Origin of the sequence: Streptomyces sp. NPDC100445, assembly GCF_044759735.1 — a bacterium.
In the GTDB taxonomy this organism is placed as follows: domain Bacteria; phylum Actinomycetota; class Actinomycetes; order Streptomycetales; family Streptomycetaceae; genus Streptomyces.
In genome coordinates this window covers 200,559-226,335 of sequence record NZ_JBIVZV010000011.1, presented here as the reverse complement: position 1 = coordinate 226,335, position 25,777 = coordinate 200,559, and the positions used below count along the sequence as shown (strand labels likewise).

Here is a 25,777-nt window from a genome sequence, read left to right as displayed (position 1 = left end):
GGGAAATGGGGACCGTCGTGCCGGATCGTGACCAGGCGGTGCAGGACATGCTGGCGGGCCTGCTGACCGAGAGCCACCTGACCCCCTTCGAACTGCTGCCCTCCCGCGTCGCCGACCACGCCGCCCGGGCGGGCTTCCACGACGTGCGGATCTACCTCGGCGACCTCCAGCGCAACGTCCTGCGGCTGCTCACCGGCAAGGGGACGGACGCCGCCGCGGACCCGCCCGGGGACTCCGGTGAGCTGACCGTCGAGGGCACCGTCGCCGGCCGCGCCTACGTGCACGGCGAGATCGTGGCCACCGCCACCGGCGAGCCCGGGGCACACGGATGGTGGGTACCGCTGCTGGACGGCACCGAGCGGCTCGGCGTGCTGCACCTGACCTCCGCGACGGACGACACGCGGGTACGGCGCGACATGTACGCGCTGGCGTCACTGGTCGCCATGCTGGTCGTCGGGCACCGCGAGGTCAGCGACTCCTACGCCCGGCTGACCCGCGTCCGGCCGATGAACGTCGCCGCGGAGATGCAGTGGACGCTGATGCCACCGCGCACCTACGCCGACGGCCGGGTCGTCATCAGCGCCGTCATGGAGCCGGCCTACGAGGTCAGCGGGGACGCCTACGACTACGCCACCGCCGACGACGTCGTCCACCTGTCGATGTTCGACGCGATGGGGCACGACACCGCGGCAGGCCTGACCGCCAACCTGGCCATGGGCGCCTGCCGCAACCGGCGCCGGCAGGGAACCCGCCTCCCCGACCTGGGCAACGGCATCGAGGAGGTGCTCCTGGAGCAGTTCGGGCCCAGCCGGTACGTGACCGGGATCCTCGCCGACCTGGACACCTCCACCGGCCTGCTCACCTGGACCAACCACGGTCATGAGCCGCCGATCCTCATCCGCGACGGTCGCTGGAGCACCCTGCTGAAGTGCCGGCCCGCCCATCCGATGGGCACCGACCTGCACCTGCCCACCACCGTCTGCCGGGAGCAGCTCCAGCCCGGCGACCGGCTCGTCCTGTACACCGACGGCATCACCGAGGCGCGCACCGCCGACGGCCGGGAGTTCGGCGTCGGCCGGTTCACCGACTTCCTCGTCCGCCACCACGCCGACCACCTGCCCGTGCCGGAGACCCTGCGCCGGCTCATGCGCGCGGTCCTCCGGCACCACGACGACCGGCTGCGCGACGACGCCAGCATCCTGGTGTGCGAATGGCTCGGCCTCGGCTCCGACACCCCCCGCGCCGCGCCGCTCGCCGGCGTCCCCGGCCCCGACGGCCCGCACTGAGCGGCGGCGCGCCCCGGGAGCGGGAACGCGGCGAAGCCCGCCGTGGGAACGGCGGGCTTCGGGACGACAGGGCAGGGAAGGACGCGTCAGTCGCGGGCGAGCATGCCCTCGCGCAGCCGGGCCAGGGTGCGGGACAGCAGCCGGGAGACGTGCATCTGGGACACGCCCAGGCGCTCGCCGATCTGGGCCTGGGTCAGCTCCTCGACGAACCGCATGTGGATGATCTGCCGGTCGCGCTCGTCCAGCTCGGCGATCAGCGGGGCCAGCGCGTGGAAGTCCTCCACCAGCTCCAGGGCCGCGTCCTCGGTGCCGATGAAGTCCTGGAGCGCGGTCTCGCCGTCCTCGCCGGTGCCGAGCGTGGCGTCGAGGGAGGAGGAGTTGTAGCCGTTGGCGGCGAGGCGGGCCTCGCGCACCTCGTCCTCGGGCAGGCTCAGCAGCTCCGACAGCTCGCGGACCGTCGGGGTGCGGCCCAGCCGGCTGCGGAGCTCCTCGGTGGCGCGGGCCAGCTGGACCCGGGCTTCCTGGAGGCGCCGCGGCACGTGCACGGCCCACGTGGTGTCCCGGAAGAACCGCTTGATCTCGCCCACGATGTAGGGGATGGCGAAGGACGTGAACTCCGCCTCCCGCGACAGCTCGAACCGGTCGATCGCCTTGATCAGTCCGATCATGCCGACCTGGACGATGTCCTCCATCTCCTCCGGGCCCCGGCTGCGGAACCGGCCGGCCGCGAAGCGGACCAGGGACATGTTCATCTCGATCAGCGTGTTGCGGGCGTAGCTGTACGCGGGAGTGCCTTCCTCCACGACCGCCAGCTGCTCGAAGAACAGCCGCGACAGCTCGCGGGCGTCCTTCGGTGCCACCTTGGAGGGGTCGGCGACCTCCGGCACCCCGGCTGTCCGTATGTCCGTCGCCGTCACGCTCATGAGCGCCATACTGTTCCCCTCCCGCATTCGGATCCATCGCTGCCGCCCGCCTGGAACGGCCGTCGGCGCAGCGCTTACCCCCTCATCCTGCACCCATGCACGCCATCCGCACCAATATTGCGGCGGCGGTCTCGCGGCGGCGGGCCCCGAGGCGGTCCCGCGGGAGTCCGGGAAAAAAACCTCCGCGGTCATGTCGAGATCCCGGAACGTGCTCCGTCCCCGTGGTGAACGCGACCACAATGGGTCGCGTCGGCACCGAGGAGAGACACGATGGCCAAGTACCTGCTGCTCAAGCACTACCGCGGCGCCCCGGCCCCCGCCAACGCCGTCCCCATGGACCGGTGGCGGCCCGAGGAGGTCACCGCGCACATCCGCTACATGCAGGAGTTCGCGGCCCGCCTGGAGAGGACCGGCGAGTTCGTCGACGCCCAGGCGGTCGCCCCCGAGGGAACGTGGGTCCGCTACGACGGCGAGGGACAGCCGCCGGTCACCGACGGACCGTTCGCCGAGACCAAGGACCTCATCGCCGGCTGGATGGTCATCGACGTCGACAGCCACGAACGCGCCGTCGAGCTGGCCGGGGAGTTGTCGGCCGCCCCGGGGGCGGACGGGAAGCCGATCCACGAGTGGATCGAACTGCGCCCGTTCCTCGCCGCGCCGCCCACCGTCACCGAGTGACCACCCCGATGGACGAGGCCCTGCTCAGAAGCCTCACGCCCGGCGTCCTCGGGATCCTCGTCCGCCGCGGAGCCGACTTCGCGGCGGCCGAGGACGCCGTGCAGGACGCGCTGGTCGAGGCGGTCCGCGTCTGGCCGGCCGACCCGCCGCGGGACGCGAAGGGCTGGCTGGTCACCGTGGCCTGGCGCCGGTTCCTGGACGCCACCCGGGCGGACGCCGCCCGCCGGCGGCGCGAGGACCGCATCGAGGAGGAACCGGCGCCCGGGCCGTCTCCCGCGGCGGACGACACCCTCCAGCTCTACTTCCTGTGCGCCCACCCGTCGCTGACCCCGGCGTCCGCCGTCGCGCTCACCCTGCGCGCCGTCGGCGGGCTGACCACCCGCCAGATCGCCGAGGCCTACCTGGTGCCCGAGGCGACCATGGGCCAGCGGATCAGCCGCGCCAAGCGCACCGTCTCGGGGGTGCGCCTCGACCGGCCCGGCGACGTCGCCACCGTGCTGCGCGTCCTCTACCTCGTCTTCAACGAGGGCTACTCCGGCGACGTCGACCTGTCCGCCGAGGCCATCCGCCTCACCCGGCAGCTGGCGGCCGTGATCGACCACCCCGAGGTCGCGGGCCTGCTCGCCCTCATGCTCCTGCACCACGCCCGCCGCGCCGCCCGGACCGCGCCCGACGGCAGCCTGGTGCCGCTCGCGGAGCAGGACCGCGGCCGGTGGGACACCGCGTCGATCGCCGAGGGCGTCGGCATCCTCCAGGCCGCGCTCGCCCGCGACCGGCTGGGCGAGTTCCAGGCCCAGGCCGCCGTCGCGGCGCTCCACGCCGACGCGCCCACCGCCGGTGAGACCGACTGGGTGCAGATCGTGGAGTGGTACGACGAACTGGTCCTGCTGACCGACAGCCCGGTCGTCCGCCTCAATCGGGCGGTGGCCGTCGGCGAGGCCGACGGACCGCGCGCCGGCCTGGCGGCGCTCGCGGCGCTGGACGACTCCCTGCCCCGCCACAGCGCGGTGGCGGCCTACCTCCACGAGCGCGACGGCGACCTGGCGACGGCGGCCCGCCTGTACGCGGAGGCCGCCCGGAGGGCGTCCGACCTCGCCGAGCGCGACCACCTGACGCGCCAGGCGGCCCGGCTCAACACCCGCCGGTCCGGCTGACGCCGCGTTGCGGCATCCGCCGATGACCGACGGCGGCCGAGGTGGTCAGTCGACCGTCACGTGCAGGCGCACGGTCAGGCCGGCCGGCAGGGTCCGGATCTCCACCAGGTCGCAGAGCTGGTGCATCATCCACACGCCGCGGCCGCCGGCCGGGGAGAGCGGATCGGGGCGGCGCCGGCCGACGAGCGGGTCCGTGAGCCGGCCACGGTCCTGGGTCTCGGCGATCAGCGTGTCGGCCCAGCGCCACAGCCGCAGGGTGCCCTGTCCGCCGCCGTGGCGCACCGAGTTGCCGGTGGCCTCGTTGACCGCGAGCAGCCAGTCGGTGCGCCGGCGCGGTGACAGGCCCGCCGCCTGCGCCCAGTCCCGGGCGGCGTCGCGCACGCTGCCCAGTTCCCCCTCACCGAAGCGGAGCACGACCGGGTCCGCCGGTTCGGGCAGCGGTGTGTCGCAGTCGCGGCCGACCTCGTGCGGGTCCACGTGCTCCGTGCTGTGCCGGTAGTCGCCGGGGCCGCCGACGACCGGGTGGGTGCGGTACGCCTGGGACAGCACCTCTTCGGGCAGCGCCGTGTCGTACGGGCACAGGATGGTCGCGGGCCGGCCGGCGAACGCCAGGTTGATGAGCGCCTCGTGGCGGGTGGCCTCGCGCGCCTCGGCGGCGGTGCGGCCCACCCAGATCGGCTCGCCGACGATGGAGGGGCGCCGGTCCGCGTGCCGGTCGGCGAACTCCTGGAGCATCGACAGGATCCGCCCGGGGTTGCGCCCGGCCTGCCGCATGTCGATCCAGGTGACGTCCCCGGCCTCCGGCCCGAGGTGGTCCCGCAGCAGGTCCAGGCGTTCGCCGGGCACGGCGACCAGCTGGGGTCGGCCGTGGACGGCCTCGGCGCGGAGGAAGCCCCCGACGCCCTTCAGGTAGTCGTCGCGCGTGGTGTAGAAGAGGGCCGGGTGGGTGAAGGCCGCGTGCCGGTCCAGCCCGGAGGAGGGGCGTGTGTACGTGGTCATCGGCCCGCCGTCTCCATGCCGGCGCCCAGCTCCGGGAAGAGGTCCAGCAGGCGGTGGAGCGCGGGCGGGGCCCCGAGGAGCCGCACGGGCGTGTCCGAGGGGCGCCGCAGCGCCGCCCGGGCTAGGGCCGCCAGAGCCGCCACGTCGAGATGGCCGAGGGCGGAAAGGTCCAGGGTGACGTCGTCGGCGGGGGACGCGGAGAGCGCCGCCGCCGCCGAGGCGGTGACCCGGCGGTTCTCCCAGCCGGCCGATCCGGCCAACCGGAATCCCGGCGGCCCGGCGAGCGGCGCGACGGACAGTCCCGGCTCGGCCGGCGGGCACGTGGGGGAGTGGGACCGCGCCAGGTGGGCCGCGGTCAGCACCGCCAGGTCCTCGCGGGGCACCAGGCGCCGGTCGTAGAAGCAGAGGGCCCGTAGCGGCAGCCGCTCGAAGACCTCCTGGTGGATCCGCAGCTCGTACTCGAGGAGGCGCTCGGCGCCGGCCATCCCCCGGGTGCCCCAGGACATCTCGCCGACGGCCCGCAGCCCCCGGTACCCCCGCGCCGCGGCCGCGTCCACCGCCTGCTCCCAGAGCCCGATCATCGCGTCGGGGTCGAACCGGCCCCCGGCCAGATAGGTGTCGGCGGCGGTGGTCACCACGAGCTGTCCCCGCCGTACGGCGGCAGGGGCGTCGACGCCCCGGTCGAGGAGCGTGCGCGTCACGAGGTCGGGCGCGGTGGTGTCGGCGAAGTACTGCACCTGTTCGCCCCGGTCCAGTCCGTCCCGGACGAAGCCCACCAGATGGCCGGCCCATTCCGCGTCGGTCGTGTACTCGACAGCGGCATGCCGTTCCGCCGCGGTCCCACCCCCTGCGTTCACGGACGTGGCGCGCATCGAACCACCCTGCCTCTCCCGGTGCGACCGCATCCGCCACACAGTTTCACCAGGCTACCGCAGGGTCTTCACCCGGCCTCCGCACGACGGTGGCCGCATCGGGCGGGGGCGGCGTCCGTCCCGTCGCCGGGGCGGGCCGGGTCAGGAGAGCGCGGCGTTCTCGCTGCCACTGCCGTTGTCGCTGCGGGGCAGCAGGGGGAAGACCTGGTCGAGGCCGACGATGCGCAGGATGCGCATCGTGTGGGCGGGGACGGCGGCGAGGGCCATGTCCGCGCCGGCGGCGAGGGCGTGATTGTGCGCGGCGATCAGGGCGGTGATGCCGCTGGAGTCGCAGAACGTCATGCCGGCCAGTTCCAGGACGAGACGTCGGCCGGGCCGGAGGTCGAGCGTGGGGAACAGGTCACGCAGCTCGGTGGCGCTGCCGTAGTCGAGGTCGCCGCTGATCTCCAGAACGGGACCGGTCGCGGCGTCTCGGATGGTGATCTTCAGCGGACTCATCGTTCGTCGTTGGTCCAGGGGCCGGGGGCGGGGACGCCGAGGGCGAGCAGGGCGGTGTCGTCGTCGAGGCCGTCGCCGAAGCCGTCCAGCAGGCCGGCCAGGGCGTCGATGACGGCTTGCGGGGACTTTCCCGCCTGGGCGGTGGCGAAGGCGAGCAGGGCCTCGTCGCCGTACAGACTGGTGCGGTCCTCACCGGTGCGGGCCTCGGTGAGACCGTCGGTGTAGAGGAGCAGGGTGTCGCCGGGGCCGAGTGTGGTGGAGGCGGTGACGAAGCGCGCGGTGGGCAGGATGCCGACCAGGAGCCCGCCCGGGGTGGGCAGGAAGTCGGCCGTGCCGTCGGCGCGCAGCACGAGAACCGGGGGGTGCCCGCCCGACGCCAGGCGGACGGTGACGCGCCCGGTCGCGGTGTCGGGCTCGAGCGTGCCGAAGACGGCGGTGCAGTACCGGGGGTCGCCGCTGCCGGAGTAGCGCTCGTGGAGCACCTGGTTGAGGGTCGTCAGGGCGGAGACCGGGTCGGAGTCGTGCAGGGCGGCGGCGCGCAGCGTGTAGCGGGTCAGTGAGGTCACCGTGGCGGCCTGGGGGCCCTTGCCGCACACGTCGCCGAGGAAGAAGGCGTAGCGCGGGCCGCCGATGGGGAACACGTCGTAGAAGTCGCCGCCGAGCCGGTCGGGGGAGGCGGTGTGGTAGTAGGCAGCCGTCTCCGCTCCGGGCACCGGCGGCAGCGCGTCGGGCAGCAGCGACTGCTGGAGCACGGCGAGGGCGTCCTGGAGCCGGGCCCGGTCGGCCTCCGCCTGCCGGCGCGCCTCCTCGGCGGCCTTCCGGCCGCGCAGGAGTTCCTCCTCGTAGGCGCGCCGGTCCCGGGCGTCGAAGACGGTGGTGCGGATCAGCAGTGGCTCACCCGTGCTGCCGTGCTTGACCACGGAGGAGACCAGCACCGGGATCCGGCTGCCGTCGGCCCGCTTGATCTCCAGGGCGATGCCACTGATCTCACCCTGCATCCGCAGCAGCGGCGCGAAGTGCGTCTCGTGGTACAGCTTGCCGCCCACGGTCAGCAGGTCGGTGAAGCGCTTCCGGCCCACCACCGCTTCGCGCTCCATGCCGAGCCAGTCCAGCAGGGTGGTGTTGATCTTGGCGATGGTGCCGTCCATCAGCGTGGACAGATACCCGCAGGGCGCGCTCTCGTACAGTTCCTCGGCACTGTCCTCCAGCAGGGCGGCGAATGCCGCGTCGGACGTCGTCTCGTCACCGGCTTCGAACGGGTCGGGTTGCTGGCCGGTGCGGCACATCACCGCAGGCCTGCCAGGAAGTCGGTGATCGCCGCGTTGGTGGCCTCGGGCGCCGACAGATGCGGGCAGTGCCCGGTCGCCTCCAGGGTCACGAGCGTGGAACCGGGGATCGCCCGGTGGACGAAGGCGCCGACCTCGCGCGGGGCGATGGCGTCCTGGGTGCACTCCAGCACCAGCGTCGGTACGCGCACGCTCTTCAGGTCGTCGCGCGAGTCCGACAGGAACGTGGTCCGGGCGAAGACGTGCGCCATCTCCGGGTCGGTGGCGCAGAAGCTGTTCCTCAGCTCCTCGCCGAGTTCCGGCCGGTCCGCGTTGCCCATGATGACCGGGGCCATCGCCGCCGACCAGCCCAGGTAGTTCGACTCCAGGGACTCCAGCAGTTCGTCGATGTCGGGCGCGCTGAAGCCGCCGTGGTACCCCTCGTCGTCGATGTACCGGGGGGACGGCGCGACCATGACCAGTGCTCCGATGCGCTCCGGAGCCGCCGCGGCGGCCAGGACGCCGATCATCGCGCTGACCGAGTGCCCGACGAACGTGGCGTCGCGCAGGTCGAGCTCCTCGCACACCTCCACCACGTCCCGGGCGTAGCCGTCCAGCGAGGCGTAGCGGTCCGCCGAGAACGCGGCAGGGTCCGAGCGGCCCGAACCGACGTAGTCGAAGAGGACCACCCGGTAGTCGTCCGCCAGGGCGGGCACGGTGAGCCGCCACATGTTCTGGTCACAGCCGAACCCGTGGGCCAGTACCACCGTCGGCCCCTGCGGGTTGCCGGTGACGGTGACGTTGTTCCTGCGACCGATGTTCATGGCCTCAGTCTCTCAGGTCACGACGGCTACTCCCGAAGGGCCCCCGATCGCCCCACACCCCGTCCTTCACACCCACCCGGTCCCACCTGCAACGACGCCCTGCGGGGCAGGGGCTGCGTCGCCACCGCGCGCTGCCCGCGGGTGAGTGGGATCACCTCGCGGCGGTCCCGGGCGGGACGTGGTCACGGCCGGGGGCGCAGGGGCGGCGGGGGGCTCGGGGGCCGGCCGGCGATGTCCGTCAGGCGGGCGCAGATGTCGCGGAGCTCGAGGTTGGTCCGCTGGGACAGCCGGCGCAGCAGGTCGAAGGCCTCCTCCGCGGTGCAGCGCCGCTGCTGCATGACGCTGCCGATGGCCTGGTCGATCACGCTGCGGGAGGCGAGCGCGCTCTGGAGGTCGCGGGTGAAGTCCTCGGCGTCGGCCGGCCGCTGGGCCAGGGCGATCGCGCCGCCGGCCCGGGCGGCGAACAGCGCCGGCTCCTGCCGGTCGTGGTCGGTGAAGGCGTCCGGGGCGGCGGCGCAGAAGTTGAGGGCGCCCGCGGTGTGGTCGCGTACCGAGATCGGCACCGACAGCGAGGAGCGCACGCCCAGGCCGGCCGCGAACCGGGGGTAGGTGCCCCACCGGGTCTCCTCCAGCACGTCCGGCACGTGCACGACGTGGCCGGTGCGCAGGGCCTGGAGACAGGGGCCGTCGTCCTGGCCGTACTGCTTCTCGTCCAGCTTGTCCGCGACGCCCCCGGTGCTGACCACGGTCAGGGGCCGCTGCCGGCGCCGCAGGGTCACCCCGCAGCCGTCCGCCCCGGAGACCTCCACGGCGTCGTCGATCAGGTGCTGGAGGAATTCCGTGAGGGAGCCGGTCTCCACCAGCCGGTCGATCAAGTCCGTCTTCGGCTGAGCGCGGTCGGGCCGGTCCACCGCCTCTCACCTCCCGCAACCGACGTCGTTCCCTGGCTCGGCCTCGCCGCACTGATACCCCGTCCGCCGAGGTCTCCACACGGCGCGGCCGCGCGGCGCCGGGACCCCGGCGGCCGGGGTCCGCCGCCCGCGCGGGCCCCGGCCGCCGCACCGGTCAGGCCACGGTCAGGACGATCTTGCCGGTGGTGCGGCCCCGCTCGCCGATCTCGTGCGCCTTCGCGGCCTGCGCCAGCGGCACGACCGTGTCGACGACCGGCCGGAGCGCGCCACGCTCCACCAGGGCGGTGATCTCCCGCAGCCCCAGGCGGTCCGGCTCGACCAGCATCCAGACCGCCCGCACTCCGTCCGGCACGGTGGCGGGGACGTCGTCCGGGCCGGGCAGGGTGATGAGCCGGCCGCCGGGCCGCAGCACTCGCAGGGAGCGCTCGGCGGTGTCCCCGCCGACCCCGTCCAGCACCACGTCGACGTCCCGGACGACGTCCTCGAACCGCACGGCGCGGTAGTCGACCACCTCGTCCGCGCCGAGTCCGCGCACCAGGTCGTGCTTGCCGGCGCCGGCGGTGCCGATCACGTGCGCGCCGCGGGCCTTCGCGATCTGGACGGCGAGGTGGCCGACCCCGCCGGCCGCCGCGTGGACGAGCACCCGCTCGCCGGGCCGTACGTCCGCCGTGTCCACCAGCGCCTGCCAGGCGGTCAGGGCGGCGAGCGGCAGCGCCGCCGCCTCCACATGCGTCAGGCCGGCAGGCTTCGGGGCGAGGTGCCGGGCCGGTGCCACCACGTACTCGGCGTAGGCCCCCGCCTGGCGCGGGAACAGCGGCATGCCGAACACCTCGTCACCCGGGCGGTACACGCCCACCCCGGGGCCGACGGCCGCCACCGTGCCGGACACGTCCCAGCCGACCGCCGGCACGGCGCCCCATTCGATGAGGGCCCCGCCGGCCCGGGTCTTGAAGTCCACCGGGTTCACGCCGGCCGCGTGGACACGCACCAGCACCTCGTTCAGCCCGGGCTCCGGGCGCTCGATCTCCCGCTCGACCAGGTTCTCCGGTCCGCCCCACCGCTCCACGACCACCGCGCGCATGTTCTCCGCCTCGCTCTTCGATTTCCGGTCGGCCGGGACCTCCCCGGCGCGACGCGTTCCACGATCGGGCACCGCGGCCCGCGACGGCTTTGGCCGGATGGCCAGGATGTGTCAGGATCTGGCCATGAGCAATCGGTGGTGCGAGGTGGCGGAGGACGAGCCGGACGAGACGGGGCAGGCGCCCCGGCGGCACCGGATCGCGGTGCTCGCGCTGCCCGGGGTCCCGCCGTTCGAGCTGGGCATCCCCTCGCGGGTCTTCGGCAGCGTCCAGGACGCCGAGGGGCGCCCGCTCTACACCGTCACCGTATGCACCGCCGACGGCGCCCCCGTGCTCAGCGACGCCGGCTTCACCGTGCAGCCCGCGGCGGGGCCCGAGGCCCTGGCCGCCGCCGACACGGTGATCGTCCCACCCACGCACGCCATGCCCGAGCTGGGCCGCGGCGGCCCGCTGCCCCCCGAGGTCACCGCGGCCATCGCGGGCATCCGCCCCGGCACCCGGCTGGTCTCCATCTGCACCGGGTCCTACGTGCTGGCCGCGGCCGGGCTGCTCGACGGCCGGCCGGCCACCACGCACTGGAACCTCGCCCCGCAGTTCCGCCGGGCCTACCCCACGGTCAAGGTCGACGAGGACGTCCTCTTCATCGACGACGGCGACGTGCTGACCTCGGCGGGCGTGGCCGCCGGCGTCGACCTGTGCCTGCACATGATCCGCCGCGACCACGGCTCCGCCGCCGCCAACCGGGCCGCCCGCATGTGCGTCGTACCACCCTGGCGCGACGGCGGGCAGGCCCAGTACATCGACCGGCCGGTTCCCGCCCCCACCGTCGCCGGCACCACCGCCACCCGCGCCTGGGCCCTGGAGCACCTCGGCGAGCCGCTGTCCCTGACCCAGCTCGCCGGGCACGCCCGGATGAGCCTGCGCTCCTTCTCCCGGCGGTTCCGCGACGAGGTCGGCATGACCCCCGTGCAGTGGCTCACCGCGCAACGGCTGGAGCTGGCCAAGCAGTTGCTGGAGACCACCGACCTGTCGGTCGACCTGGTCGCGCACCGGGCCGGCTTCGGCTCCGCCAACTCCCTGCGCGCCCACATGCGCACGGCGTTCGGGGTGTCGCCCACCGCCTACCGCCGGACCTTCAGCCCCACCGACCTCATCGGCGCTCGCGGCTGACCTCGGCGAAGCGGCACCCGCTCGCGACGACGGCGCGCGGACCGGGGGCACGGGGGACGCGGGCCTGGGTACTGGTTTGGGGCACGGGGTGCGGCGGCCGGAGCCGGCCGCCGGGCGGCCCCCACCGCGGCCGGCCGCCCGCACCCGCCGTCCGAGCCGAGCGGAGACCACTCATGCGAGCCACCTTCATGTACGGCAGCGGCGACGTCCGGGTGGAGGAGGTCCCCGACCCGGGGATCGAGCAGCCGACCGACGCGGTGGTACGCGTCGTGCGTTCCTGTGTCTGCGGCAGCGACCTGCACCCGTACCACACCATGGAGAAGTCCGACCGGGGCGCTCCGATGGGCCACGAGTTCCTCGGCGTCGTCGAGGAACTCGGCACCGAGGTGACCGGCCTGAGCCGCGGTGACCTGGTGGTGGCGCCCTTCGCCTTCGCCGACAACACGTGCGCGCTGTGCCGGGAGGGCCTGCACACCTCATGCCCCCGGGGCGGCTTCTTCGGCCCCGGCAGCGGCTGCGGCGCCCAGGCCGAGGCGGTCCGGGTCCCGCAGGCGCGGGGCACCCTCGTGCGGCTGCCCGTCGGCGAGGACTCCGCGCTGCTGCCGTCCCTGCTGACCCTGGCCGACGTGTACGGCACCGGCCACCACGCCGCCAGGACCGCGCACGTCGGCCCGCGCACCACCGTGACCGTGATCGGCGACGGCGCGGTCGGTCTGCTGGCGGTCCTGTCCGCCCGGCAGCTCGGCGCCGAGCGGATCATCCTCATGGGACGGCACGAGGACCGCACCGACCTCGGGCGCGAGTTCGGTGCCACCGACGTCGTCCCCGAGCGCGGGAAGGAGGGCGTCGAGCGGGTAAGGGAACTGACCGGCGGGGCGGGCACGCACGCCGTCCTGGAGTGCGTCGGCTACCTGGACGCCTACGAGACGGCCGTCGGCGTGGTGCGTCCCGGCGGTGTGATCAGCCGCGTCGGCGTCCCGCAGTACGAGGAGGCGCCGGTCGGCCCCGGCAGCCTCTTCCGCCACAACATCACCCTGACCGGCGGTCCCGCCCCGGTCCGCGCCTACATCGAGGAACTGCTGCCGGCCGTGCTGGACGGGACGGTCGATCCGGGGCGCGTCTTCACGCGCACGATCGGCCTGGGTGAGGTGCCGGAGGGCTACCGGGCGATGGACCGGCGCGAGGCCCTGAAGGTCCTGGTCGAACCCGGCCGGTGACAGCGGGAAGCCCCGGCCGGCTCGGGGGAGGGCCGACCGGGGCGGTCAGGGGTGGGGCGGAGGGCGGTCGCCTCGCGGCGAGTGGCTCCGTGGGGCTTCAGCCGGACGATCTTCCCCACGGGCCGGAGGTGAGGCCCGGGGACACTCTCCCCTCCGCACCCGCAGTCAGTTGAACGTCGAACCACACTGGATGCTTTCCCGGCCCGGTGTGAGCCGCGTCCCCGCCCCGGGCGCCGGCCGGCACGGCGCACCGGCGGGGACGGCGCGAGCCGGTTCGGACGCCACCGGGCGAGAGACTCGGCCCCTGACCAGGAGGGCGTCCACGGCCCGCGGGCGCATCGGCGCAGAGAGCAGTCCTCATGCCCGATGAGAAGACCGGGACGCACCAGCCGGGACACCACTCGCTGCCGCTGCCGGACTACGACCACCTTCCACCGGGAAGCCTCCAGCACCGCGTCCGTACGCTCGACGAGCCGGGGCTGCGCAAGGTGCTGGCCTACGAGGAGGCACACGGCAACCGGCTTCCCGTCGTGGAGGTGCTCCGGGCCCGGCTCCAGGAACCGCGCGGGGACGCGCAGCCGTCGGGCGGCTCACCGCTCGCGCCGGCCCCCGAGCGCGCGCCCCCGACACCGGCTCCCCGGTGTCGCCCGCCACCACGGGCCCCGCGATGAACCCGCCGTCCCACGGCACACCCGAGAATCCCGCGCAGCCCCGACCGACGGGCTGACCCGCGGACCGGCGTCCGCGGCGGACCGGCTGCCCGGTTCCCTGTACGTCCCACCCGTTCGGTGACAGTGTGGAGGGCGAGCGAGACCCGGGCCGGCTGTCACAGCCGGCCCGGGTCTTGTCAGGGGTTCGCTTGGGCAGTCAGGCGAAGGCCGTCACCTCGTGAGAGCGACGGCTGTGCGCCCGCCTGTCCTGGCACCGCCGGTCGGCGGACGCATCCCCGCCCACCACCACCGCACACTTCGGAAGACGGCCGCCGGCCGGTCAGGGGCGGACGGCGATCGCCGCGGCGTGCAGGTGTTCCAGGGCGTCCAGCACCACGGTGCCGCGGTGCCACGACAGCCAGCGCCCCGCGTCCGCCCCCGCGCCCTCCAGCGCCGCCGTCTGCGCCCGGGTCAGCCCTCGCAGCGGCCGTTCGTGGTGGGACGAGACCATGCCGAGCACCGCGCCCGAGGAGCCGATCAGGGGAACGCTGTGCGCGGCCCGGCTGCCCGCTTGGAGGATGGCGTGCCGGGAGGCCTCGTCGAACACGGCCGCGGTCGCCACATCGGACACGGTGACCTGCCGGCGCTCGGCGGCGGCCTGCGAGCAGGCGGTCGTCGGGGTGTCGACGAAGGCGAAGAAGTCGGTGAAGTACTTGTTCAGCCCGGTGTGCCGGGCCAGGTGCAGCCGCCCGTTCCCGGCCAGCTGCACGTTGCCCATGGGCGTCTGCGTGAGGGACAGCACCCGGTGCAGCAGCGCCTTCAGCACCGCTCCCTGACTGCTGCGGGCACCCCGGTCGAGGGCGATCCCGGTCAGTGGGGGAGGGGTGTGGCGGGCGCGGCCCGGGAACCACAGTGCCGCCCCCCGGTCGGGCGCGGGCGTGCGGACGACCGCCTCGGCCAGCGAGTGCAGCTTGATGTTGAACCGCTGGGAGGTGTTGCGCAGCAGACCGAACGCCTCCGCGCCGGAGGCGAGGCCGTACCGCGCGAGCAGGACCTCCTGGGCACGGGCGACCCCGGCATGCCCGAACAGCCGGTTCCTGGCGTCCAGTTCCTCCTGCGGCCGGAGTGGGACCCGGGCCTGGCCGCGGACGGCGCTCGCCACGTGGACGGCTTCATCCCCGGGGGACGAGGGCAGCTGGGTCATGCGGGCACTCCAGACGGAACGACGCGGACAGCACGGACCGACGCGGCCCGGCCGAGCGCGGCCGGACGCTGGTGCCTGCTTCCCGAACACTCCTCCGGAGCCTAACCGCGCCCCCGCGTCACGAACACCCGGCCCCCCGGCACCGGGGCGCGGCGCCGGACCGGGCGGAATGCCCGTCGAATTACCGAACACCAGGGGTGAATCGGGCGAAATGTGGGGACCCGAGCGCCAGTACAGCGATCTGTGAGGAGTCGAGATGAGCAGTCCTCAGGAGAACGAGGCCTCCAGCCCGCTGGAGGAGGTCACCGGCGAGAAGGACGTGCACCCCGAGGAGGAGGGCCGGCGGCCCGAGTCCCCGTCCGGCGCGACCCGTGAGGACACGGAGGACGCCACGGGCACCGGGGAGACGTCCACGCAGGCGGAGACATGACCGTCTCGATCGCGCGGCAGGACGCCGCGGCACTCGGCGGCGACGGCAGCATCCTGATGCGCCAGCGCCGCGACCACGCCCGGCTCGACGCGATGATGCGGCGCTACGCCGCCGCCCAGGGGTCGAGTCGTGAGCTGGAGCGGCTCTGGCAGGACATCGTGCAACTGGTGTTCGGCCACGCCTTCGCCGAGGAGACCGTGCTGTGGCCGGTGCTGCGCCGCGTCGCCCCCGACGCAGAGGGCCTGACCGGCCGCGTCGAGGATGAGCACCAGGCGATCAACGACCTGATCGCACAGGTCGAGAGAGCGGTCGACGACCCCCGGCGCGCGGCCTGGATCGAGGAGTCGTTCGACCTCATCCGCCAGGACATCCGGGACGAGGAGGACGAACTCCTGCCGCGCCTGCGCGAGGCCTTCGACGACCGCCGGCTGCGGCGGATCGGCGCCGCCTGGGAAGCCGTCCGGGCGACCGCCCCGACGCACCCGCATCCCGGCGTGCCCCGCCGTCCGCCCGGCAACGCGGTGCGGGGCGTCCCCCTCAGCCTCTTCGACCGGGTCCGCGACGCCGTCTCCGGCATCAGCCCCACCGCCCGCAGGGCCGTGACGCTCACCGGCGCGGCGACGGCCGGGGCCGTGCTCGCCCTCGTGGTACGTGTCCTGCGGGGCCGCCGCGGGCAGGGCTGCGGATCCACGTGACCGACCGCCGGGCCGCGCCCGTCCGGCCGCGGCCCCGGCACTCCCGACCGACAGACCGGACAGACCCCCTTCGTGAAGGTGAGGATCATGGCAACTTCCCCGAAGCCGTCGATGGAGACCCACCCGGACATCATCGACATGCGCGAGCGCCACGAGATGGCCGAGCGCGCGACCACCACGCCCAGGGGCCAGGCCGTCGAGACGCTCGCGCTGCTCACCGGCCTGTACCTCGCCGCGTCGCCCTGGATCACCGGGTTCAACAACCTGTCGACGCTGGCCGTCACCAACCTGGTCACCGGTATCGCCTACGCGCTGCTGATGAGCGGCGGCTTCGGCCGCGCCTACGAGCGCACCCACAGCATGGCCTGGGCGGCCTGCGCCCTGGGCGTGTGGGCCATCATCGCGCCCTGGGTGGTGGCCGGTGACGTCAGCACCACCAGGACCGTCTGGAACAACGTGATCACCGGGGCGCTCGCCCTGCTGCTGGCGCTGGCCGCCAGCGCCGCCGCCCGCGCGGCGGAGAAGTCCCACTCCCGGGGCGACATGTCCGCGCGGTACGGGTCGGGCCGCGTCTGACCCTCCGGCGCCGCACCGATGAGGGGCGCGTCCCCGGGTGAACCGCCCGGCGACGCGCCCCTCAGCCGTGCACAGGCCGTGCACGAGCCGGTCAGGGCATGCCGCTCGTCTCGACCAGCATGTCGATCACGGCGTCGGGGCCGCCGTCGGCCAGCGCCTGCCGCTGCCGGTCCGCCCCCGTCCCCTGCTGGAGCAGCCGGTGCACCAACGAGGTCACCTCCCGGGTGTCGCCGGCCGCGTCCAGGGCCGGCCCGATGTGCGCCAGCAGCCGGTACACGGCGTCGCCGGCCCGGCAGCGCTCACCCCCGGGCAGGATCAGATCGCCGCCCAGCCCGTACCGCGCCGCCTGCCACATCGCCACGTCCACCAGCTCCGGAGGACTCTCCGGTGCCTCGCGGCCCGCAGCCGCCTCCTGCCGGGCGGTGTCCACCAGGGCGCGCACCAGCCCCGCGAACATCGCGGCCTCGTCGGTGCGCAGCTGCACGTCGAGACAGCGGATCTCGACCGTCGGGTAGGTCTCGGACAGGCGGACCTGCCAGTACAGCTGGCCGGTGTCACCGATCACCCCCGTCGACAGCAGCCGCCGCACCCGCAGGTCGTAGTCCGCCTCGTCGGCGAAGCACGGCGGGACGCCGCTGACCGGCCAGCGGTCGAAGACCACGGTGCGCCAGCTGGCGAACCCCGTGTCGTGCCCCTCCCACAGCGGGCTGTTCGCCGCCATCGCCGTCAGGACGGGCAGCCACCCCCGGATCCGGTTGAGCACCTGGACGCCCACCCGCCGGTCCGGGACGGCGACGTGCACGTGCATGCCGTTGACCATCTGCTCGGCCACCAGCTGCGGCGCCTGCTGCTGCATGGCGCGGTAGCGGGCCTGGTCGGTGACGGGCACGGGCAGCGCCTGGCGCAGCGGAGGCGTCCCGCTGGCCACCAGGCGGCAGCCGTGCGCCTCGGCCGCCCCGGCCACTGCGTGCCGCAGCCGCAGCAGGTGGCCGCCGACCTCGTCCAGCGACTCGCAGACCGGGGTGGCCACCTCGACCTGGGCCTGGAGCAGCTCCGGCTGGATCTCCCGCGGCGCGACGAACGGTTCGAGGCCCGCCGCGGCGCGCACCTTCTCCGCGCGCGCCGCCAGCCGGCCACTGGCCGGCTCCACGAGCAGGTACTCCTCTTCGACACCGACGGTGGTCATCCTGGGCCTCCCGTTCCCGCGGCGCGCTGCCCGAGGGCAACGGGCACGCCCCTGGAGCCGGGGTGCCGCCGCTCGGTCCCCGGCGCCGCCCCGATCGTGTGCGGGGACGATCCAAGTGCCACCATGGTTTCGCCCTCAAACCGCCCGCGCATCCCGGTGCCGGGCCGGCGGCGGCCCGGGGCGCCCCGGGCCGCTCCCCGGCACCGCCTCCGGGCACCGGCCTCCGGGCACCGCCCGACGCCTGCCGGCCGCCGCATCGCCGTCAGCGTCCGGCAGGCCCGTGCGGGCGGTGCCGCGGGCGCCGGGCGCGGTTCAGTGCTTGCCCATCGCCTTGCGGACGGCGTCCTTCGTTCGGTCCATGAGGGCGGCGACGGGACCGAGGGCCATGTTCGCCGCGGCCGTCTGGACGCCGGGGTGGGGCCGCGTGGGCGCCATCGCCTCGGCCGCCTTGACGGCCTTGGCCATGGTGGAGAGGTTGGTGACGTCGGTGCTGCGGCGGATGTGGGAGAACTCGTAGCGCTCCTCCGCCCGCGCGTGCTCCTGCACGTCCGTGCGCAGCTCCATCAGCCGCGGCATGAACGACGGGTCGTCGGTGTCCATGTCGTCCAGCGCCGCGAGGGTCTCCTTGGCGGCCTTCTCCTCGGCGAGCCGATCCTCGACGACCCGCTCCCCGCCCGACACCGCCCGCCGGACGAAGGGGTGCACGACCTCCTCCTCGGCGGTCTCGTGCACGGCGAGCAGCCGGACCAGGCGGCGGAAGGCCTCGCGGCGTTCCTCCCCCTCGCGCCGCTCCACCTCGTCGAACAGGTTGCGGATGTCACCGTGCTGACGCATCAGCAGGGCGACGACGTCGATGTCGGGCGCGTGGTCGTCACCCGCCTGCGGGGTGTGCAGCTCGGACATGTGCGGCCGCCTCACTTCTCACGCTGGGCGGGGTCGGGGTGCTCGCCCTCGGTCTGCACGCGGTACTCGCGGCCGAACATGGCGTCGTGCTCGGCCATGACCCGGTCGCTCGGCGGTTCCTCGCCGCCGTGGATCCGCTCCTGCATCTTCTCGAACCGCTCGTGCGCGTCGCGGACGTAGCCCGCGCCGAGGGTGGTCAGGTCCATCTGGGTGTCGAGGAGTTCACGCAGGTACTGCTTGTTCGGCTCGAAGGTGAGCACGTTCGGCAGCTCCGGGGCCAGGACCTCCTGCGGTTCGCGGCCGTCGTGGCGGCGCATCAGGTCGCAGGCGATGTGGAGGTGCTCCAGCTCCATGTTCAGGTGCAGCTCCCAGATCGCCTTGACCCTCGGGTCGCTCTCCTGCTCCATGAAGGAGTGGTACAGGTAGCACTCGTTGTACTCGTGGTTGACGAGCTGCTCCCACCAGGTCTCGCCCGGGTCGACGAGGGACTCGTAGTGGGTGACGTGCTCCTCCTCGATCAGTCCGATCTCCTGGTAGAGCTGCCGGGCGATCGGCTCCATGTAGGTGGGGCCGGTGTTCATGTAGAAGTTCATCGTCTGCTGCTCCGCCGACATGATGGTCAGCGCGTGCAGCTTCGACAGCGGGTTCGTCGTTTTCCTGTCGTACGGGTCACGGACGTTGTCGACCGGGTCGCGGTGGTGGAACCGGGTGGGGCGGCCCGGCATGACCTCGGTGAGGTTGTCGACGATCGACTCCGCCTTGCGGTGCTCGATCATCTCGTACAGGTTCGCGTACCGGTACAGGTGGTCGAAGTCCTCCAGCACACCGAACTGGTAGGCCTGCTTGAGGTACGGGTCCGGCTCCATCCGGGCCACCCACGCCGTCAGGTCCACCGCGACCTGCTCGTAGGCGATCGTCGTCTCGAGCACCGAGGAGACACCCGGCAGCAGCCAGTTGACCACTTTCTGCTGCTGCGCCTCGATGTACCGGGTCCGGGCGAGCTGGCGCTTCAGCTCCGGGTCGGGGGTGTGACGGGCGAGCTGGTGGCTGAAGAGGATGGCCTCCACCTCGATGCCGTTCATCGTGATGATGCGGCACCGGGTGTACGGGTCACAGCGGTCGGGGTCGATCGGCTGCACGTTCAGCTCACGCCAGCTGCGCAGCTGGCGGTCGAGCGGGATACCCCGCTGCTCCAGTGGGTTGAACGTCATGGAAGATGCCTCCAAGAGCAGAGCTGGTGGTGCGCCGGCGGGTACCCCGCCCGGGACGAGGGCCACAGGCCCGTCATCGAGTCTGGGCGCAACCGGTACTTTTCAGCTACCGGTGGGGCTCGGGGGACACATGGTTCGCCCAGCTGGGCCAGTTGGAGTGGCATACCGGACCGCGTACGAGATGTCCGGATCGACGCTTTCGTCGAGCGGTCCGGAGCCGACCCGCCCGAGGGGTCGCGGGCACCTCACGCGCGCAGGCCCGCGGCGGGCCTCTCGCCCGCCGCGGGCCTGGTGTCCGCGTACGTCTGTGTCAGCTCTCCTGCCCGCCGGACCCCCGGTCCGCCGGTGCCCCGTCGTCCCGGCCGGCCCGGCGCAGCCGCACCTCGACGTGGCCGTCGACGGTCCGCGTGTCGAAGGCGGGCTGGGGCGCGGTGGCCGGACCGCGCACGTTGAGACCGTCCGAGAGCCGGAAGACACTGCCGTGCCAGGGGCAGCGGACGCAACCGTCCTCGACCGTGCCCTGGGCCAACGGTCCCGCGAGATGGCTGCACCGCTCCGCGAGCGCGTGCACCGTCCCCGCGTCCTCGCGTACGACGAGCACGGGGACGTCGTCCACACTGCGCCGTACGGGCCGCCCGGTGGGGAACGCGTCGACGGGGCCGACGCGGTGCCACCCGTCGGTCACCACGTGCGGGACCTCCTCGGTGTGGTTGGCGCCGGAGGCCTGGCGGTAGGCCAGGTGCCCGCCCAGGGCGCCGCCGAGCCCGACCGCGGTGAGCCCGGCGAACCCGTAGGCGCGGCCCACCACCCCGCGTCCCTGCGCGCGGCGGACCAGCGAGACGCCGTACAGGCCGAGGGCCGCGGTGTTGGCCAGGGCGTGCACCAGGCCGACGCGCTGCTGCTCGGGGTGCAGCTCTGCCCAGTCCACGGCGCCGGCCAGGGCGGCCGGCGCGGCCGCGGCCATCCCGACACCGATCAGCAGGGCCGCCCCGGGGGAGCGCCCGGGCCGCAGGTCCAGCACGGCGGCCGACAGCCAGGTGCCGATCGGCACCTGCACCATCAGCGGATGCACCGGGTGGCCCAGCCACCGGCCGTGGAGCGCGTCCCGTGCCGCGCCGAGCGGCAGCGCGCGCGTCCCGGTGCGCAGGACGTCGATCACCCGGTCGGCGCGCGGGTCGCGCTCCAGCCGGTCCAGCAACCTGAGGAATGTGTTCTGCCGCGGGGCACGGCCGCGGCGACCGGACGAAGTGCTCATGGGCGGCCGGGTCCCCCTCTGCCCGGACGGCAAACGGAGGCGGCTGCCGGTCCGGCAGCCGCCTCTCCCGTCCACCGCCCGCCCGGCGGGCAGGGTGTCGCCGTCAGCTCACCGCCGGGCCGGCGTCCTCGGAACCGGACAGTTCGGCCAGGAACCGGTGACAGCGGGCGGCGCGCTCGGAGTCCTGCTCCATGACACCGCGGAAGAACTCGGCGATCTCCTTCTTGCCGGCGTTCTCCGCGTCGCGCACGTACTGGCCGTAGTCGTGTCCGGCCTTCAGGGAGTGGTACTGCACGGAGATGAGGTCGAACACGACATCGCTGAATCCGGTCTCGCCTGTGGCCATGAGTCCTCCTGGCTCATCTCTTCATCGGGACAACAGCTGGGTTTCACCTTTTCCCGGGCCGAAACACCCCGTACACGAAGAAGTCCCCGGCAGCGGGCGGGGACTTCTCACGCGGGGGTTCACGCGTGTCGTCGGGCCCAGAGCGGGGTGACGAAAGCGATGAGGAGGGCGGCGACACCTACCTGGAAGATGTGGCGGATCCAGTCGATGCCGTTGGTCGCGCCGACGCCGAACGCGCTGGCGAGCAGGTTGCCGACGACGCCTCCGATGATGCCCATGATGACCGTCAGCCAGAGCGGGATGGGCTGGCGCCCGGGGAGGACCAGCTTGGCAAGCAGTCCGATGATCAGTCCCGCGATGATGGCCCACAAGAACGACACGACTTCTCCTTCCGCAGTGCACGAAGTCCGTTGCTCCTCGCGTGCCCCTGGACGCGGCGCTTACGCCTGCGTGTGGCGAAGACGTCCGCGCGCGCCCGCGTGGAGGGATCACCGGCCCGGCAACACCCTTCAGGGAGCGAGGAGTTCGCTGAAGCGCCGGGTGTCGATGTTGCCGCCGGAGGCGATGAGGCCGATGCGGCGCGGGGGGTTGTCGACCCGGCCGGCCAGCAGGGCGGCCAGGGGGGTCGCGCCGCTCGGCTCCAGGACGACCTTCAGGCGCTCGAAGGCGAAGCGCATGGCGGTGACGATCTCGGCGTCGCTGACCAGCGCGATGCCGTCGACCAGGCGCTGGTTGACGGGGAAGGTGACCTCGCCGGGCGTGGCCAGTGCCTGCCCGTCGGCGATGGTACGGGGGACCGGGACGGTGACGCGCGCGCCGCTCTCCAGGGAGCGTCGGGTGTCGTCACCGGCCTCCGGTTCGACCCCGATGACGCGGATGCCGGGGTGCAGGGTGGTGGCGGCGGTGGCGCTGCCCGCGATCAGGCCGCCGCCCCCCACGGGCACCACGAGGGCGTCCAGCGGGCCGGTCTCCTCCAGGAGTTCGAGAGCGGCGGTGCCCTGTCCGGCGATGACGTGCGGGTCGTCGTAGGGCGGGATCAGGGCCAGCCCGCGGTCCGCGGCGAGGGCGTGGCCGAGCGCGGTCCGGTCCTGCGTGTAGCGGTCGTACGTGACGATCTCCGCCCCGTATCCGGCGGTCGCCTCCCGCTTGGAGCGGGGCGCGTCCTCGGGCATCAGGATGACGGCGGTGGTGCCCAGTTCGCGCGCGGCCAGGGCGGTCGCCTGGGCGTGGTTGCCGGAGGAGTAGGCCGCGATGCCCCGCGCCAGCCGCTCCGGCGGCAGCTGGGCGGCGGCGTTGTAGGCGCCGCGGAACTTGAAGGCGCCGACCCGCTGGAAGTTCTCCGCCTTGATGAACACCTCCGCCCCCACCAGGGAGTTCAGGGTGCGGGAGGTGAGCACCGGGGTGCGGTGGGCGATGCCCTTCAGGCGGGCGGCGGCCTCACGGACGTCCTCGAAGGTAACGGGCGGTACGGCGGCCATGCGGGGTCCTTGGTGGTGAGGGGGCGGGGGTGCGGGGAGGGTCCGGTCCCGGGTCACCAGCCGTCGATCCGGGGCCAGAACGCCTCGACGGCGGGTGCGCCGGCCGTGTTCCGGGAGCCGTCGACGACGTGGTAACCGCGGTGCTGGGCGGCGGTGGCGCAGGCGTGGTTGGGCAGGACGCGCAGCCGGGTGCCGACGGGGAGGGCGGGCGGCGGGCCGCCGTCCCGCATGGTGAGGGTGCCGTGCTCCTGGCTCGCCGCGGTCATGACGAGACCGGGGACCAGCGCGCCGGACAGGTCGGCGACCAGCCCGTACCCCTGGTCCTGGGCCTGCGCGGCGGTGCCGCGGTCGCGGGACATGGCCATCCAGCCGCCGTCGGTGAGGACCCACCCGTACTCCGGGCGGTGACCGATGACGGTGACGACGACCGACAGGGCGAGGTCGTCGACGGCGCACACGCCGAGACCGGCCATCACCAGGTCGAAGAAGACGTAGTTGCCGGCGCGCAGTTCGGTGACTCCCGTGAGGTCGTCGGCGGCGTGTGCGGTGGGCGTGGAGCCCACGCTGACGGTCCGCACCGGCAGTCCGGCGGCGCGCAGCCGGCCTGCCGCCGCCACCACGCTGTCGCGTTCGCCGCGCGCCGCCAGGCGCCGCTCCTCCTCGGTGGACGCCGAGTACGACTCGCCCGCGTGGGCCAGGACCCCGTCCAGGCAGCCCGCGTCGTGCAGGATGCCGCCGATGACGGTGAGTTCGGGGGCGTCCGGCACCAGCCCGCCGCGGTGGCCGTCGCAGTCGATCTCGATCTGGGCGGGGACGGCCGTGCCGGCCTCGCGCGCCGCGGCGGCGACGGACCGCGCCTGCTCGGCGCTGTCCAGCAGGACGCGCAGGGTGACCCCGCGCCGCGCCAGGGCGAGGACCCGCGGGACTTTGTGCGGGGCGATGCCGACGGCGTACGTGATGTCGCTGTGGCCCGCGGCGGCGAACGCCTCGGCCTCGGCGAGGGTGGAGACGGTGACGGGGCCGGGGACGCCGTCGTGCAGGAGCGCGGCGACGTCGAGGCTCTTGGCCGTCTTCACGTGGGGCCGCAGCGGCACCCCGAGCCGGTCGGCCCGCGCCCGCAGGCGGGCGATGTTGCGCCGCGTCCGGTCGACGTCGACGACGGCGAACGGGGTGTCCGGGCCGGACAGGTCCGTGGCGGGGGAGGGGGCGGAGGTCATGGGCGGCCCTTCACTTCGCGTAGTTGTAGACCGTCGCCCGGGACACGCCGAGCAGGTCCGCGATGGTGTGCGCGGCGTCGCGCGAGGCGAAGTAGCCGTCGTGCCGGAGCCGCCGGACCAGCGCCTTCTTGTCCTCCCGGCTCAGTGAGCGGGGAGTCGCGGCCCGCTCCGCGGCGTGCGCCTCCACCGCCCGCCGCAGCTCGCGCGCGTCGCGGTCCCGCAGGGTCTCGAGCGGCTCGTCGCGGTGCCCGGTGTCCGTGGCCACGAGGTTGGACAGCGCCAGGGTCACCGGGGACAGCACGGACACGTCCAGGTTCAGGCACAGCGCCGCGATGTACTCGCCGGCCGCGTTCCTGATGCCGATGGACGTGCTCTTCGCGGGGCGGCCGTCGGGGAACCGGTTGGGGTAGTTCTGGAGCACGCTCGGGAACTCCGGGTCGGCGATCCGGGCGAGGCCCAACTCCGTGACGGAGTCGCCCACCTGACGGCCCGACAGGTTGTTCTCGATCACCCGGACCGCGTGGCGCGGGGTCCGCAGGTCGTGCAGTACGACCTCGCACAGCCCCGGGAACATGCGGCCCAGGGCCACCGCGATCTTCTCGGCCTCCCGGACGAGGTGCTCGTCCGCATCCCCGGCGGGACGGGCGGCGGCGGGGTCGTGCGGACTGCTCAACGGACCCTGACTCCCCTCGGTGGGCGACCGGACGCCGCCTTCGCGGCCGGACGCCGGTCGTCGGCCCGACGCCGGGCTTCGACGAAACGTCCAACTCTGGACTGGCAAGGCTAAGAAGTCTCGCGGCAGCTGTCCAGCCCGCTGATCACCGTTCTGCCGCGCGAGGGGCCGCCGTCTTAGTACCGTCTCCACCAGCACGTCGTCGCACAGCCGGTCAGCACAGTCCGACGAGGGGGATCCATGGCCGAACAGCCAGGCGCGCAGCACCGATTGTGGCTGCGCAGCTTCCACCGGCCGACGCCGGGCGCGCCCCGGCTGATCTGCCTGCCGCACGCCGGGGGCTCCGCCAGTTTCTACTTCGGCCTCTCCCGGGCACTCTCCCCGGCGGTGGAGGTGCTGGCGGTGCAGTACCCCGGCCGCCAGGACCGCTACGACGAACCCCTGGCCGGCTCCATCCAGGAACTCGCCCGGGGTGTGTTCCACGCGCTGGGCGAATCGGACGGCACACCGCCGGTGCTGTTCGGCCACAGCATGGGCGCCATGGTCGGCTTCGAACTGGCCCGGCTGCTCCAGGCCGCCGGCCGGCCCCCCGCGCTGTTCTTCGCCTCCGGGCGCCGCGGCCCGTCCCTGGTGCGCACCGAGACCGTCCACCAGGGCGACGACGCGACGCTCATCGCCGAGGTCACCAAGCTCGACGGCACCGACGCCGCCCTGCTGGAGGACGAGGAACTGCTGCGGATGGTCCTGCCCGTGCTGCGCGCCGACTACCGCGCGGTGGAGACCTACCGGCGGGTCCCCGGGCCACGCCTGAGCTGTCCCGTCGTCGCGATGACCGGCGACGCCGACCCCCGGGTCTCCCTCGACGAGGCCCGGACCTGGGCCGAGGAGACCGAGGGCGGATTCGAGCTGCGGGTCTTCCCCGGCGCCCACTTCTACCTGGTGGCGGCGCAGGAGGCCGTACTGGCCGAGGTCAGGACCGCGCTGCGGCGGCTGGGGCCCGCCGCGGGGGCGTCGGTCTGAGGGGCGCAGGCGGCCCGGGACGACACAGGCGGCACCGGCGCAGCGGTGCCGCCCGCG

Annotated in this window: 28 protein-coding genes; 10 read left to right on the top strand and 18 right to left on the bottom strand. The window is 73.9% G+C overall.

Going from position 1 to position 25,777, the window contains the following annotated elements:
- The first annotated feature begins 47 nt into the window (after positions 1–47).
- Positions 48–1,286, top strand: coding sequence for a PP2C family protein-serine/threonine phosphatase (locus ACIQVT_RS25555; protein WP_403758687.1), 1,239 nt, complete (start codon positions 48–50; stop codon positions 1,284–1,286).
- Between the two features lie 86 nt (positions 1,287–1,372).
- Here ACIQVT_RS25555 and ACIQVT_RS25550 read toward each other — a convergent pair whose 3' ends face one another.
- Positions 1,373–2,218: an RNA polymerase sigma factor SigF gene (locus tag ACIQVT_RS25550; protein ID WP_403758421.1), complete on the bottom strand. Its 846-nt coding sequence runs from the start codon at positions 2,216–2,218 to the stop codon at positions 1,373–1,375.
- A 261-nt stretch (positions 2,219–2,479) separates the two neighbouring features.
- Between ACIQVT_RS25550 and ACIQVT_RS25545 the strand changes: the two genes are divergently transcribed.
- Both ACIQVT_RS25545 and ACIQVT_RS25540 read left to right on the top strand, forming a co-directional pair.
- On the top strand, positions 2,480–2,887 hold the full coding sequence (locus ACIQVT_RS25545) for a YciI family protein (protein WP_403758418.1): 408 nt from the start codon (positions 2,480–2,482) through the stop codon (positions 2,885–2,887).
- An 8-nt stretch (positions 2,888–2,895) separates the two neighbouring features.
- Positions 2,896–4,041 carry an RNA polymerase sigma factor gene (locus ACIQVT_RS25540; RefSeq protein ID WP_403758681.1) on the top strand — a complete coding sequence of 382 codons (1,146 nt, stop codon included), beginning with the start codon at positions 2,896–2,898 and terminating at the stop codon, positions 4,039–4,041.
- A 45-nt stretch (positions 4,042–4,086) separates the two neighbouring features.
- On the opposite strand, the gene ACIQVT_RS25535 is transcribed toward ACIQVT_RS25540, so the two are convergent.
- From ACIQVT_RS25535 to ACIQVT_RS25505, 7 genes are all read right to left on the bottom strand, one after another.
- The gene (locus ACIQVT_RS25535) at positions 4,087–5,040 is read right to left on the bottom strand and encodes an anti-sigma factor RsbA family regulatory protein (protein ID WP_403758413.1); all 954 of its coding nucleotides are present in this window, start codon (positions 5,038–5,040) and stop codon (positions 4,087–4,089) included.
- On the bottom strand, positions 5,037–5,912 hold the full coding sequence (locus ACIQVT_RS25530) for an MEDS domain-containing protein (RefSeq protein WP_403758409.1): 876 nt from the start codon (positions 5,910–5,912) through the stop codon (positions 5,037–5,039). Before ACIQVT_RS25530 ends, ACIQVT_RS25535 begins: the two co-directional genes overlap by 4 nt.
- Positions 5,913–6,053: 141 nt before the next feature.
- A complete protein-coding gene (locus tag ACIQVT_RS25525; RefSeq protein ID WP_403758406.1) occupies positions 6,054–6,410 on the bottom strand; it encodes an STAS domain-containing protein in 357 nt (118 codons plus the stop codon).
- Positions 6,407–7,696 carry a PP2C family protein-serine/threonine phosphatase gene (locus ACIQVT_RS25520; RefSeq protein WP_403758401.1) on the bottom strand — a complete coding sequence of 430 codons (1,290 nt, stop codon included), beginning with the start codon at positions 7,694–7,696 and terminating at the stop codon, positions 6,407–6,409. Before ACIQVT_RS25520 ends, ACIQVT_RS25525 begins: the two co-directional genes overlap by 4 nt.
- Complete coding sequence (locus ACIQVT_RS25515; RefSeq protein ID WP_403758398.1) at positions 7,696–8,499, bottom strand: alpha/beta fold hydrolase; 804 nt, start codon at positions 8,497–8,499, stop codon at positions 7,696–7,698. The genes ACIQVT_RS25520 and ACIQVT_RS25515 overlap by 1 nt, the downstream gene beginning before the upstream one ends.
- A gap of 182 nt (positions 8,500–8,681) precedes the next feature.
- The gene (locus ACIQVT_RS25510) at positions 8,682–9,410 is read right to left on the bottom strand and encodes a GAF and ANTAR domain-containing protein (RefSeq protein WP_403758394.1); all 729 of its coding nucleotides are present in this window, start codon (positions 9,408–9,410) and stop codon (positions 8,682–8,684) included.
- A 154-nt stretch (positions 9,411–9,564) separates the two neighbouring features.
- Entirely contained in the window at positions 9,565–10,491 is a 927-nt protein-coding gene (locus ACIQVT_RS25505) for an NADP-dependent oxidoreductase (protein ID WP_403758391.1), read from the bottom strand.
- A 124-nt stretch (positions 10,492–10,615) separates the two neighbouring features.
- Here ACIQVT_RS25505 and ACIQVT_RS25500 point away from each other — a divergent pair, with 124 nt between their 5' ends.
- The 3 genes from ACIQVT_RS25500 (at position 10,616) to ACIQVT_RS25490 (ending at position 13,547) form a co-directional block, all read left to right on the top strand.
- A complete protein-coding gene (locus ACIQVT_RS25500; RefSeq protein ID WP_403758388.1) occupies positions 10,616–11,659 on the top strand; it encodes a GlxA family transcriptional regulator in 1,044 nt (347 codons plus the stop codon).
- Positions 11,660–11,832: 173 nt separating this feature from the next.
- Positions 11,833–12,876, top strand: coding sequence for a zinc-binding dehydrogenase (locus tag ACIQVT_RS25495; protein ID WP_403758385.1), 1,044 nt, complete (start codon positions 11,833–11,835; stop codon positions 12,874–12,876).
- 359 nt (positions 12,877–13,235) lie between these two features.
- Positions 13,236–13,547 carry a hypothetical protein gene (locus tag ACIQVT_RS25490; protein WP_403758382.1) on the top strand — a complete coding sequence of 104 codons (312 nt, stop codon included), beginning with the start codon at positions 13,236–13,238 and terminating at the stop codon, positions 13,545–13,547.
- Positions 13,548–13,866: 319 nt separating this feature from the next.
- Here the strand turns inward: ACIQVT_RS25490 and ACIQVT_RS25485 are convergent, their stop codons facing one another.
- Positions 13,867–14,730 carry an ANTAR domain-containing protein gene (locus ACIQVT_RS25485; RefSeq protein WP_403758379.1) on the bottom strand — a complete coding sequence of 288 codons (864 nt, stop codon included), beginning with the start codon at positions 14,728–14,730 and terminating at the stop codon, positions 13,867–13,869.
- 256 nt (positions 14,731–14,986) lie between these two features.
- Here ACIQVT_RS25485 and ACIQVT_RS25480 point away from each other — a divergent pair, with 256 nt between their 5' ends.
- The 3 genes from ACIQVT_RS25480 to ACIQVT_RS25470 all read left to right on the top strand — a co-directional run bounded on the left by ACIQVT_RS25480 (position 14,987) and on the right by ACIQVT_RS25470 (position 16,431).
- On the top strand, positions 14,987–15,160 hold the full coding sequence (locus ACIQVT_RS25480) for a hypothetical protein (protein ID WP_403758376.1): 174 nt from the start codon (positions 14,987–14,989) through the stop codon (positions 15,158–15,160).
- Positions 15,157–15,855 (top strand): hemerythrin domain-containing protein, encoded by a 699-nt coding sequence (locus ACIQVT_RS25475; RefSeq protein WP_403758373.1) that lies wholly within the window; start codon positions 15,157–15,159, stop codon positions 15,853–15,855. The genes ACIQVT_RS25480 and ACIQVT_RS25475 overlap by 4 nt, the downstream gene beginning before the upstream one ends.
- 111 nt (positions 15,856–15,966) lie before the next feature.
- A complete protein-coding gene (locus ACIQVT_RS25470; RefSeq protein ID WP_403758676.1) occupies positions 15,967–16,431 on the top strand; it encodes an SPW repeat protein in 465 nt (154 codons plus the stop codon).
- A gap of 91 nt (positions 16,432–16,522) precedes the next feature.
- Here ACIQVT_RS25470 and ACIQVT_RS25465 read toward each other — a convergent pair whose 3' ends face one another.
- The 9 genes from ACIQVT_RS25465 to ACIQVT_RS25425 form a co-directional block, all read right to left on the bottom strand.
- On the bottom strand, positions 16,523–17,617 hold the full coding sequence (locus ACIQVT_RS25465) for a glutamate--cysteine ligase (protein WP_403758370.1): 1,095 nt from the start codon (positions 17,615–17,617) through the stop codon (positions 16,523–16,525).
- Between the two features lie 312 nt (positions 17,618–17,929).
- Entirely contained in the window at positions 17,930–18,520 is a 591-nt protein-coding gene (locus ACIQVT_RS25460; RefSeq protein ID WP_403758367.1) for a hemerythrin domain-containing protein, read from the bottom strand.
- 11 nt (positions 18,521–18,531) lie between these two features.
- Positions 18,532–19,731, bottom strand: a complete 1,200-nt coding sequence (locus ACIQVT_RS25455; protein ID WP_403758364.1) for a hypothetical protein — start codon at positions 19,729–19,731, stop codon at positions 18,532–18,534.
- 310 nt (positions 19,732–20,041) lie between these two features.
- A complete protein-coding gene (locus ACIQVT_RS25450) occupies positions 20,042–20,986 on the bottom strand; it encodes a Rieske 2Fe-2S domain-containing protein (protein WP_403758361.1) in 945 nt (314 codons plus the stop codon).
- A 103-nt stretch (positions 20,987–21,089) separates the two neighbouring features.
- A complete protein-coding gene (locus ACIQVT_RS25445) occupies positions 21,090–21,332 on the bottom strand; it encodes an acyl carrier protein (RefSeq protein ID WP_403758358.1) in 243 nt (80 codons plus the stop codon).
- A 119-nt stretch (positions 21,333–21,451) separates the two neighbouring features.
- Positions 21,452–21,712, bottom strand: coding sequence for a GlsB/YeaQ/YmgE family stress response membrane protein (locus ACIQVT_RS25440; RefSeq protein WP_403758355.1), 261 nt, complete (start codon positions 21,710–21,712; stop codon positions 21,452–21,454).
- A 129-nt stretch (positions 21,713–21,841) separates the two neighbouring features.
- Positions 21,842–22,810, bottom strand: coding sequence for a pyridoxal-phosphate dependent enzyme (locus ACIQVT_RS25435; protein WP_403758352.1), 969 nt, complete (start codon positions 22,808–22,810; stop codon positions 21,842–21,844).
- Positions 22,811–22,863: 53 nt separating this feature from the next.
- The gene (locus ACIQVT_RS25430; protein ID WP_403758349.1) at positions 22,864–24,027 is read right to left on the bottom strand and encodes an alanine racemase; all 1,164 of its coding nucleotides are present in this window, start codon (positions 24,025–24,027) and stop codon (positions 22,864–22,866) included.
- A gap of 10 nt (positions 24,028–24,037) precedes the next feature.
- On the bottom strand, positions 24,038–24,700 hold the full coding sequence (locus tag ACIQVT_RS25425) for a transcriptional regulator (protein ID WP_403758346.1): 663 nt from the start codon (positions 24,698–24,700) through the stop codon (positions 24,038–24,040).
- A 240-nt stretch (positions 24,701–24,940) separates the two neighbouring features.
- Between ACIQVT_RS25425 and ACIQVT_RS25420 the strand changes: the two genes are divergently transcribed.
- A complete protein-coding gene (locus ACIQVT_RS25420) occupies positions 24,941–25,720 on the top strand; it encodes a thioesterase II family protein (RefSeq protein WP_403758343.1) in 780 nt (259 codons plus the stop codon).
- Positions 25,721–25,777: the final 57 nt, after the last annotated feature.